The 9,708-nt window shown below is 73.0% G+C and carries 9 protein-coding genes; 1 reads left to right on the top strand and 8 read right to left on the bottom strand.

Annotation, left to right across the window (positions count from 1 at the left end):
* Nucleotides 1–15: 15 nt before the first annotated feature.
* The 3 genes from H6G99_RS04170 to queC are packed head-to-tail and all read right to left on the bottom strand — an operon-like array spanning nt 16 to nt 3,049.
* On the bottom strand, nt 16–888 hold the full coding sequence (locus tag H6G99_RS04170) for an aminotransferase class IV (protein WP_190610088.1): 873 nt from the start codon (nt 886–888) through the stop codon (nt 16–18).
* Nucleotides 885–2,201: an anthranilate synthase component I family protein gene (locus H6G99_RS04165; RefSeq protein ID WP_190610086.1), complete on the bottom strand. Its 1,317-nt coding sequence runs from the start codon at nt 2,199–2,201 to the stop codon at nt 885–887. Before H6G99_RS04165 ends, H6G99_RS04170 begins: the two co-directional genes overlap by 4 nt.
* Entirely contained in the window at nt 2,198–3,049 is an 852-nt protein-coding gene (gene queC / locus H6G99_RS04160) for a 7-cyano-7-deazaguanine synthase QueC (protein WP_286190985.1), read from the bottom strand. The genes H6G99_RS04165 and queC overlap by 4 nt, the downstream gene beginning before the upstream one ends.
* On the opposite strand from queC, the gene H6G99_RS04155 reads away from it, so the two are divergent.
* The gene (locus H6G99_RS04155) at nt 3,048–3,596 is read left to right on the top strand and encodes an ecotin family protein (protein WP_190610085.1); all 549 of its coding nucleotides are present in this window, start codon (nt 3,048–3,050) and stop codon (nt 3,594–3,596) included. The two genes, queC and H6G99_RS04155, sit on opposite strands and share 2 nt — an antisense overlap.
* 18 nt (nt 3,597–3,614) lie before the next feature.
* Here H6G99_RS04155 and H6G99_RS04150 read toward each other — a convergent pair whose 3' ends face one another.
* The 5 genes from H6G99_RS04150 to gcvT form a co-directional block, all read right to left on the bottom strand.
* On the bottom strand, nt 3,615–4,262 hold the full coding sequence (locus H6G99_RS04150) for a 7-carboxy-7-deazaguanine synthase QueE (protein ID WP_353617169.1): 648 nt from the start codon (nt 4,260–4,262) through the stop codon (nt 3,615–3,617).
* The gene (pyrG, locus tag H6G99_RS04145; protein ID WP_190610083.1) at nt 4,237–5,916 is read right to left on the bottom strand and encodes a CTP synthase; all 1,680 of its coding nucleotides are present in this window, start codon (nt 5,914–5,916) and stop codon (nt 4,237–4,239) included. The genes H6G99_RS04150 and pyrG overlap by 26 nt, the downstream gene beginning before the upstream one ends.
* A gap of 186 nt (nt 5,917–6,102) precedes the next feature.
* Nucleotides 6,103–6,588, bottom strand: coding sequence for a Dps family protein (locus H6G99_RS04140; protein ID WP_094585321.1), 486 nt, complete (start codon nt 6,586–6,588; stop codon nt 6,103–6,105).
* Nucleotides 6,589–6,677: 89 nt separating this feature from the next.
* Entirely contained in the window at nt 6,678–8,501 is a 1,824-nt protein-coding gene (gene aspS / locus H6G99_RS04135) for an aspartate--tRNA ligase (RefSeq protein ID WP_094585322.1), read from the bottom strand.
* Nucleotides 8,502–8,586: 85 nt separating this feature from the next.
* The gene (gene gcvT, locus H6G99_RS04130; RefSeq protein ID WP_190610081.1) at nt 8,587–9,702 is read right to left on the bottom strand and encodes a glycine cleavage system aminomethyltransferase GcvT; all 1,116 of its coding nucleotides are present in this window, start codon (nt 9,700–9,702) and stop codon (nt 8,587–8,589) included.
* Nucleotides 9,703–9,708: the final 6 nt, after the last annotated feature.

The raw sequence follows: 9,708 nt of genomic DNA, 5'->3' as shown, positions 1-9,708 counted from the left end.
GATTCTTGGGCCAACCTATGACGACACCAGCAGCCGCTTCCAGAGGTCCAGGGCCCCGGCGGGCGCGGGCAGGTCGGTGGTGCCGCAGCGCCGGATCGGGCGGCAGCCGAGGCTGTTGATCAGCAGGGCCGCCTCGCTCTCCAGCAGGTCCGCCACGGACAACCGCTCCTCTCGCACCAGTCCCAGGGCCAGGCCGCGGCCCCGCATCACCCCCGGCAGGCAGCCGCTCTCCACAGGCGGCGTGATCCAGTCGCCCCTCCGGCGCAGCAGCAGGTTGGCGCTGGTGCCGCAGCAGAGGTCGCCGCCGCTGCCGAGCAGCAGGGCGTCCTCAGCCCCGGCGGCCCGGGCCTCCCGCAGGGCCTGGATGGCGCCGGCGTAGGCGAAGGTCTTGCAGCGGCTGACCAGGCTGGCTGCGTTGCGCCGCTCCAGCGCGCTGACGATCACCGTCACCGGGGTGGAGTTCGGGGTCCAGGGGCTCAGCTGCAACCAGAAGCGTTGGCGGCCCTGGGGTGCGTCCGGCGCCGGCAGCGCCAGGCCCCGGCCGGCGCCGCTGCCCCGGCTCCAGTTGAGCCGCAGGGCCCCGCTGCCGGAGAGGCCACTGCGGGCCACGGCCTCGGCCAGCAGCGGCCGCACCCGATCGGCCCGGGGGGGTGGCGCCATGCCCAGGCTGGCGGCCGAGACGCGCCAGCGCTCCAGGTGCTCCGCCAGCAGCCGGGGCTCCCCTCCCTCGATCAGCACCGTCTCGAACAGGCCATCGGCCAGCAGCAGGCCCCGGTCGTTCAGGGGCAGGCAGAGCCGGTCGGGATCACCCCAGGTTCCCTGCGGCGTCGGTCCGTCGATCCAGGCGATGGCCTTGCCGGCCGGATGGCTGCCGCCGTCGCCGCTCATGCCAGGGCCTCCAGCAGCGGTTCGATCTTCCAGCCCATCTCCCGGGCCTCCCCGGCCGGATCGGAGTCGGCGACGATGCCGCCGCCGGCGTGGAGCCGCAGGCGCCGGCCCTTCTGCAGCAGGGTGCGGATCAGGATGCTGCTGTCGAAGCCGCCGTCGGCGCCCAGGTGAAACAGGGAGCCGCAGTAGGGCCCCCGCGGCACCGGCTCCAGCTGGTTGAGGCGCCGGCAGGCCCGCACCTTGGGGGCGCCGGTGATCGAGCCCCCCGGCCAGCAGGCCCGCAGCAGGTCGACCAGGCCGCGGCCGGCGGCCAGCCGGCCCATCACCACGGAGGTGAGGTGGTGCACGTGGGCGTAGCTCTCCAGCCCCAGCAGCTGGGGCACGTGCACCGACCCCGGCACGCAGACCCGGCCCAGGTCGTTGCGCAGCAGGTCGACGATCATCACGTTCTCGGCCCGGTCCTTGGGGTCGCAGATCAGCTCGGCGGCACTGGCGGCATCGGCGTCGGCTTCGGCCCGGCGCGGCCGGGTGCCCTTGATCGGCCGCGTCTCCACCTGGCCGTCGGGGTGCAGGCGCAGGAAGCGCTCCGGCGAGGCCGAGATCACCGCCTCGCCGCCGGCGACCGCCAGGCCGGCGAAGGGGGCCGGACCGTGGCCCACGAGGCGGCCGTACAGCACCAGCGGGTCGGGGGGCTCCGGCCGCAGGCTCTCGCAGCAGGCGGTGAGGTTGGCCTGGAACAGGTCACCGGCGGCGATCCACTCCCGCAGGATCCCCACCTGAGCGGCATAGGTGTCCGGGGGGGTGTGCCAGTGCCAGTCGTCCCGGGCGATGCCGGCCCCATCGGCCGACCGCGCCTCGGCCCCGGCCACCGCCGCCCCTGTGGCGGGATCCTGCAGCAGCCGCACCATGGCCGCGAACCGGGCCGGGTCCTGGCCCTCCAGCCACAGCCGCCCCTCCCCCCGGTCGAAATGGATCAGGGGGTCGTGGCGGGCCGCCCACAGGGTGGCCATGTCGGAGGCCTGCCAGTGCTCGGCCGGCTCCACCCAGGCCCCGGCCTCGTAGCCGAGCCAGCCCAGCCACGGTCCCCCCTGGCGCTCCAGGTCCGCCAGGACGTCGAAAGGGTCGGCCGCCCCCGGGTCGCCCGGCAGCCCCCGGCAGGACACGGTGGCCACCGGATCCACCCCGAGCACGCCGCGGCAGCCGAGGGGGCTGCCGTCGCCGTCGAGCAGCACCAGCCCGTCCCGGCCGAAGCGCTCCGCCAGGACCACCGCCAGGGCCCGGGGCTCCAGCCAGGGGAGCGGGTCGCTCCTCAACGGCTCGCTCCGGCACGCACGGCGGAGCTGGTCAGGTCGGGCCGGCCCGCGGCCACCAGGGCGGCATCGCGGATACGGCAGCTGTCGCAGCGGCCGCAGGGGAGATCCTCGCCGCTGTAACAGCTCCAGGTGGCCGCGATCGGCACCCCGAGCCGCAGGGCCTCGCGCACGATGGTGGCCTTGTCCCAGGCCACCAGGGGGGCCCAGAGGCGGGCGCCACGGCCCTCGCGCCCTGCCTTGGTGGCCAGGTCGGCCAGGCTCTGGAAGGCGGCCAGATAGTCGGGGCGGCAGTCGGGATAGCCGGAGTAATCCACCGCATTGACCCCGAGCACGAGGCTGGTGGCGCTCCGGGCTTCGGCCAGGCTCAGCCCCAGGGCGATGAACACCGTGTTGCGGCCGGGGACGTAGGTGGTGGGGATCACCCCCTCGACCACGCCGCCGTCGGGGACGGGGATGGCCGGATCGGTGAGGGCCGAGCCGCCCCAGGCCGCCAGGTTCACGGCGATCACGTGGTGCTCCTCCAGCGCCAGGGCGCCGGCCACCGCGGCGGCGGCGTCCAGCTCGCGCCGGTGGCGCTGGCCATAGTCGAAGGAGAGGCCGATCACCCGGTGGCCCGCCTCGATCGCCAGGGCGGCAGCCGTGGCCGAATCCAGGCCACCGGAGAGCAGGGCGATGGCGAGCGGCCTGGCTGGGGGGGGCGTGGCTGGAGGGGCTGGGGCAGGGGAGCGGGTGATGGGGCGGGCGGAGGCGGCAGCCCCCCCATTGTGGAAGCGGCCCGGAGGGGACGGAGCGATCGGAGGGTGCCATGGTGGTGGCTCCGGATTCCGGTCCCTACCGAGGTTCCCCATGGCCCATGCCCTGCGCCGTGCCACGGCGGCCGCGGCCACCGCCAGCGTCATCGTCAGCCTGCCGTCCCTGCTGGCGCTCGCGGCGGCGCCGGCCCGGGCCATCCCCCGGCTGGACCTGACGCCTTACCCCAAGCCCACCGCCGCCCAGACCCGCTGGGTGATCCAGCTCCCCGGGCTGCTGCCCCCCACCGCCGATCCGCGCCTGTCCCCCAACCCGAGCGACTGGCGGGTGCAGCTGATCGCCGGCCGGGAGGTGGAGGCCGACTGCAACCAGCGGGCCTTCCGGGGCCGCTTCCGCGCCAGCAAGGTGAAGGGCCTGGGCGTCAGCGTCTACACGGTGAGCGATGTGGGGCCGATGGTGTCGACCCTGATGGCCTGCCCCCCCGGCCAGGCCAAACGCAAGGTGTTCGTGCCGATGGGCAGCAAGCCCTTCGTGGTGCCCTACGACGCCAGCCGACCGATCGTCGTCTACACCCCGAAGGATCTGCAGCTGCGCTGGCGTCTCTGGAAGGCGGAGAAGGTGCAGCAGCCGGCCCAGGCCCTCTGAGGCCCCAGCGCTGGGGCCTCAGCGCACCCCCAGCCACTTGTGGCTCTGCAGGCTGAGCCGCCAGGCGGGGTGGGCGCGCACGTAGGCCACCGCCAGCTCCCGGGCGGCCGGCTCGTCCCAGGCGGGCTGGAGCAGGAGCCCGGGGCCGGGGGCGGCGGGCGGACGCAGGCGCACGGCCTCGGCGGCCATGGCTTCGGCGAAGGACAGGTCGGCCGGGGAGGTCACCACCACCTTGAGCTCGTCACAGCGGGCCAGAAGGGCGGCCGCCGGGGGGCGGTGGGGCTTGGGCGAGAGGGTGATCCAGTCGAAGCGGCCGCTGGGCTGCCCCACGCCGCTGGTTTCCAGGTGCAGCGGCAGGCCCGCCGCCGCCAGGGCCGCGCACAGGGCGTCAAGCGGCTGCTGCAGGGGCTCGCCGCCGGTGATCACCACGAAGGCGGCACCGGCCGCAGCGGCGGCGCTGGCCTCGGCCGTCAGTTCGCCCAGGGGGCGCTGGGGATGGGCCGCCTGCGGCCAGGAGTGCTTGGTGTCGCACCAGGGGCAGCCCACGTCGCAGCCCGCCAGGCGGATGAAGAAGGCGCTGCGGCCGGCATGGAGCCCCTCCCCCTGCAGGGAGTGGAAGGTTTCCACCACCGCGGGGCCGTCAGCCGTAGATGGGGCTGGCGACACGGCCGGTGGCCTCGCTGGGGGAGCCGGGCAGCCGCTGCTGGGCCGCCTCGATCAGCCCCCGGAACAGGGGATGGGGCTTGCCGGGGCGGGAGAGGAACTCCGGGTGGTACTGGCAGGCGGTGAAGAAAGGGTGGTCCTTCAGCTCGATCAGCTCCACCAGGCGCCCATCGGGGGAGGTGCCGCTGATCTCATAGCCCGATTCCAGGAACAGGGAGCGGTAGGCGTTGTTGAACTCGTAGCGGTGGCGGTGGCGCTCGTAGACCACCTCCTCGCCGTAGAGGCGCTGGGCCATGGTGCCCGCCGTCAGCCGGCAGGGGTAGACGCCCAGGCGCATGGTGCCGCCCAGATCCACCACGTCCTGCTGTTCGGGCAGCAGGTGGATGACGGGATGCGGCGAGGCCGGATCCAGCTCGGCACTGGTGGCCCCCTCGAGGCCGGCCTGGTGGCGGGCCCACTCGATCACGGCGCACTGCATGCCCAGGCAGAGCCCCAGGAACGGCACCCGCTGCTCGCGGGCCCAGCGGATCGCCGCCACCTTGCCGTCGACGCCGCGGTTGCCGAAGCCCCCCGGCACCACCACCGCATCCATGCCCCGCAGCAGGGCATCGGCCCCCTGGCTCTCGATCTGCTCGGCGCAGATCCAGTGGAGGTCGAGGGAGGCGTCCTGCTCCAGGCAGGCATGGCGCAGCGCCTCCACCACCGAGAGGTAGGCATCGTTGAGCTGCACGTACTTGCCCACCAGGGCCACCTTCACGGCGGGTCCGGGGTGGCGCAGCTTCTCCACCAGGTCCGCCCAGCGGGCCATGTCGCTGTCGTGGTCGACCAGGGAGAGAACGTCGAGCACCTGGCGGCAGAGGCCCTCGCTCTCCATCGCCAGGGGCACCGCGTAGATGCTGTCGGCATCGAGGGCCTGGATCACGGCGCTCGCCGGCACGCCACAGAAGCCGCCGATCTTGGCCTTGAGGTCGGTGCTGATGGGGCGGTCGCTGCGGCAGACGAGCACGTCGGGCTGGATGCCGATGGAGCGCAGCTCCTTGACCGAGTGCTGGGTGGGCTTGGTCTTGAGTTCGCCGGAGGTGCCGATGTAGGGCAGCAGGGTGACGTGGACGTAGGCCAGGTCCTGGCGGCCGACATCGCCACGGAACTCGCGGATCGCCTCCAGGAACGGCAGCGACTCGATGTCGCCCACCGTGCCGCCGATCTCGGTGATCACCACGTCGGCGCCGCTGTTGGCCGCCACCCGGTGGATGCGCTCGCGGATCTCGCCGGTGATGTGGGGAATCACCTGGACGGTGCCGCCGTTGTAGTCGCCGCGGCGCTCCTTGTTGATCACCGCCTGGTAGATCGAGCCGGTGGTCACGCTGTTGAGGCGCGACATGGCGGTGTCGGTGAAGCGCTCGTAGTGGCCCAGGTCCAGGTCGGTCTCGGCGCCGTCCTCGGTGACGAACACCTCACCGTGCTGGTAGGGGCTCATCGTGCCCGGATCCACGTTGAGGTAGGGATCCAGCTTCAGGATCGAGACGCTGTAGCCGCGGGATTTCAGCAGCCGCCCGAGGCTCGCCGCCACGATCCCCTTGCCGATGCTGGACACCACCCCGCCGGTGACGAAGACGAACTTCGCGGCATGGCCCCGCGTGGCGGACGGTGCGGACATCGGGCGCTGCGCTGATCCCCCAATCTACCGACCCCTTCCAGTCCGCCCGCGCCCAGAGGCCTCCCCACCCAGCACCCCCCCTTCCCCCACACCCGGCCTCCTGGGGTGTGCGTCAGCGGCGCAGCCGAAGCCGGCCCGTTGCCCGCAAAGCGGGCTCGGACCGGCGCAGGCCGCGCCCGCTGACACTCACCCCTCCAGGAGACTCCGGAGCATCCAGGCGGTCTTCTCGTGGATCTGCAACCTCTGGGTCAGCAGGTCGGCGGTGGGCTGGTCGCTGGCCTCATCGGCGGTGGTGAACACCGAGCGGATCGTGCGGGCCACGGCCTCATGGCCCTCCACCAGCTCCCGCACCATGGCCAGGGCAGCGGGGACGCCTTCGGCCTCGGGGATCGAGGAGAGGCCGGCATAGAGGGTGCCGCCGTAGGGGGCGGGGAAACCGAGGGCCCGGATGCGCTCGGCGATCAGGTCGAGGGCGGTCCAGAGCTCGGTGTACTGGTCCATGAACATCAGGTGGAGCGTGTTGAACATCGGTCCGGTCACGTTCCAGTGGAAGCCGTGGGTCTTGGCGTAGAGCACGGTGCTGTCGGCCAGCACGCGGCCGAGACCCTCGGCGATCTGCTGGCGCTGGTCCGCCGGGATGCCGATGTCGATGGGGGGAGCGGTGATGGCCATGGCGGAGGAGCGGGAGGCACCAGTCTAAGGCGAAGTGACTCCGCTTTATGGCGGCGCCATGGCGGCAATGGCGCGGCAGCGGCGGCCCCTCAGCCCTCCTCCTCCATCCAGGTACTGGCCACGTGCAGCTCCTCCAGCTGCTTGGGCGCCACATCGGCCGGGGCCTGGGTCATCAGGCAGCGGGCCTGCTGGGTCTTGGGGAAGGCGATCGTGTCGCGGATCGACTCCTCGCCGGCCAGCAGCATCACCAGCCGGTCCATGCCGAAGGCGATGCCGCCGTGGGGCGGGGCGCCCATGTCGAGGGCCTCCATCAGGAAGCCGAACTGGCGCTCGGCCTCCTCGAGCGGCAGGCCGATGGTCTGCAGCACCTGGCGCTGCAGGGCGGAATCGTGGATGCGCAGCGAGCCGCCGCCCAGCTCCAGGCCGTTGAGCACCAGGTCGTAGGCCTGGGCGCGGGCCGTGGGGAGGGTGGCCGTCCAGGCGGTGGGGTCGCCGCCCAGATCCTCGGCGTTGGGGGCGCAGAAGGGGTGGTGCAGGGCTTCGAGGCGGTTCTCGCCGGCGTTGAACTCGAACATCGGGAAGTCCACCACCCAGAGGAAGTTCCACTGGTCGTTGTCCCGCTCGGCCGGCACCAGGCCGAGTTCGCGGGCCAGGTACTGGCGCACCCGGTCGAGGGCCTTGTTGACGGTGGCGGTGTCGCCGGCACCGAACAGCAGCAGGGTGCCTTCCGTAGCGCCGGTGCGCTCCAGCAGTTCCGCCTTCATCTCGGCCGTGAGGTTGTCCTTGATGGCGCCGATCGTGTCGATCTCGCCGCCGGCCCGCACCCGGATGAAGGCCAGGCCGCCGGCCCCCGCCTTCTGGGCCTCGCTGAACACATCACCGCCGGGCTTGATGCGCACGTTGCTGACGGCCTCGTTGCCGCCGGCCACGGCGATGCACTTCACCGAGCCCCCGGCCGCCACGGCGCCGGAGAACACCTTGAAGCCCATGTCCCGGACGATGTCCGAGGCGTCGGTGAGCTCCATGCCGTAGCGGGTGTCGGGCCGGTCGGTGCCGTAGCGCGCCATCGCCTCGTGCCAGGTGAGGCGGGGGAACGGCCGCGGCAGCTCGATGCCCTTCACCTGTTTCCAGATGGCGGCGATCAGGCCCTCGTTGAGCGCCAGGATCTCCTCCTGGTCCATGAAGCTCATCTCCATGTCCAGCTGGGTGAACTCCGGCTGGCGGTCGGCCCGCAGGTCCTCGTCGCGGAAGCAGCGGGCCACCTGGTAGTAGCGCTCGATGCCCCCCACCATCAGCAGCTGCTTGAACAGCTGGGGCGACTGGGGCAGGGCGAACCACTCACCGCCGCAGACCCGCGACGGCACCAGGTAGTCGCGGGCGCCCTCGGGGGTGGAGCGGGTGAGCACCGGGGTCTCCACCTCGATGAAGCCCTCCCCCTCCAGATAGCCGCGGGCGGCCTTCACGGTGGCGTGGCGCAGCCGCAGGTTGCGGCCCATGCGCTCGCGGCGCAGGTCGAGGTAGCGGTGGCGCAGGCGCAGCTCCTCGCGGGTGTTCTCCTCGTCGTGCACCGACACCGGGAAGGGGAGGTTGCCGCGCACGTCGTTGAGCACCGTGATGCCGCTCGCCAGCACCTCGATGGCGCCGGTGGCCAGGCGTTCGTTGAGGGACTCGGCCGGCCGGGCCCGCACCTTGCCCTCCACCCGCAGGACGGTCTCGTTGCGCAGCCGCTCGGCCACGGCGAAGGCGGCGGGGGCCAGGTCGGGATCCACCGTGATCTGCACGGTGCCGCTGCGGTCGCGCAGGTCGATGAAGATCACCCCGCCGTGGTCGCGGCGCCGGTCGACCCAGCCGCACAGCTGGGCCTGCTGGCCGATGGCGTCGTTGCGCAGGTCGCCGCACCCGTGGCTGCGCATGGTGGCAAGCAGAACGAATCCGCGAGTTTCCCACAGGGCGCCTGCGGGCAGTTCTGGAGGGGCCGGACCAGCGCAGAAAGGATGCTCAGCCGCGCCGGTAGAACGGCCGTCTGACCACCACGGCCGGCTCGGCCCGCCCGCGGATCTCCACCGCCAGCTCCGTTCCGGGCTTCGCCGCCGCCGCCGGCACGTAGGCCAGGGCCACCGCTTCCCCCAGGGTGGGGGACCAGGTGCCGCTGGTGACCTCGCCCACCGGCTCCCCATCGAGGAGCACCGGGTAGCCATGGCGGGCGATGGCGCGGCCCTGCAGCTTCAGTCCCACCAGCTTGCGGCCCACCCCTTCGGCGGTCTGGCGCTCCAGGGCGGCGCGGCCGATGAAGTCCGCCGGCATTTCCAGGTGCACCAGCCAGCCCAGGCCCGCCTCCAGCGGCGTGGTGGCCGCGTCCATCTCGTTGCCGTAGAGGTGCATCGCCGCCTCCAGCCGCAGGGTGTCGCGGGCGCCGAGACCGCAGGGGGTGACGCCGTCGGCCAGCAGCCGCTGCCACAGCGCCACGCCGGCCTCGCGGGCCAGCAGCAGCTCGAAGCCGTCTTCACCGGTGTAGCCCGTGCGACCCACGAACACCGGCGCGCCGTCGATGGCCAGCTCCCGGTGGCCGAAGCGGGGCAGGCCCGCCAGGCTCGTGCCCACCAGGGCCTCGAGGCGGGCGGGGGCCTCCGGGCCCTGCAGGGCCAGCAGCACCCCGTCGCCCTTGCGGTCGGTGATGGTGATCCCCTCGGGTTCCAGCTGGCTGGCGATCCAGGCGGTGTCGGCCTCGGCACAGGCGGCATTGATCACCAGCACCACTTCATCGCGCTCCCCCTCGGGCCCAGCGACGCGGCCGCGGTCGTAGACGATCAGGTCGTCAAGGATGCCGCCGGCCTCGTTGAGCAGCACCGTGTAGCAGGCCTCGCCGGGGCCGATCCGGAACAGGTCGGTGGGCACCAGGCGCTGCAGGGCGTCCTTGGTGCCCTGGCCCCGCAGGGTGAGCACCCCCATGTGGGAGATGTCGAAGACGCCGCAGTGCTGCCGTACGGCGTTGTGCTCCTGCACCAGGCCGGCGAACTGGATCGCCATCTGCCAGCCGGCGAAGGGCACCATGCGGGCCCCGGCGGCGGTGGCGGCGGCGTCCAGGGGTGTGCGGCGCAGGGAGGTGGAATCCATCGGAGG

This window comes from Synechococcus sp. FACHB-909 (assembly GCF_014698945.1).
GTDB lineage: Bacteria > Cyanobacteriota > Cyanobacteriia > PCC-6307 > Cyanobiaceae > Cyanobium.
This window is presented reverse-complemented; position numbering and strand designations above follow the sequence as displayed.

Coding starts and splice junctions, on each gene's coding strand:
- H6G99_RS04170 (WP_190610088.1), bottom strand. CDS start 888: ATGAGCGGCGACGGCGGCAGCCATCCGGCCGGCAAGGCCATCGCCTGG.
- H6G99_RS04155 (WP_190610085.1), top strand. CDS start 3,048: ATGGCCCATGCCCTGCGCCGTGCCACGGCGGCCGCGGCCACCGCCAGC.
- queC (WP_286190985.1), bottom strand. CDS start 3,049: ATGGGGAACCTCGGTAGGGACCGGAATCCGGAGCCACCACCATGGCAC.
- pyrG (WP_190610083.1), bottom strand. CDS start 5,916: ATGTCCGCACCGTCCGCCACGCGGGGCCATGCCGCGAAGTTCGTCTTC.
- H6G99_RS04140 (WP_094585321.1), bottom strand. CDS start 6,588: ATGGCCATCACCGCTCCCCCCATCGACATCGGCATCCCGGCGGACCAG.
- aspS (WP_094585322.1), bottom strand. CDS start 8,501: ATGCGCAGCCACGGGTGCGGCGACCTGCGCAACGACGCCATCGGCCAG.
- gcvT (WP_190610081.1), bottom strand. CDS start 9,702: ATGGATTCCACCTCCCTGCGCCGCACACCCCTGGACGCCGCCGCCACC.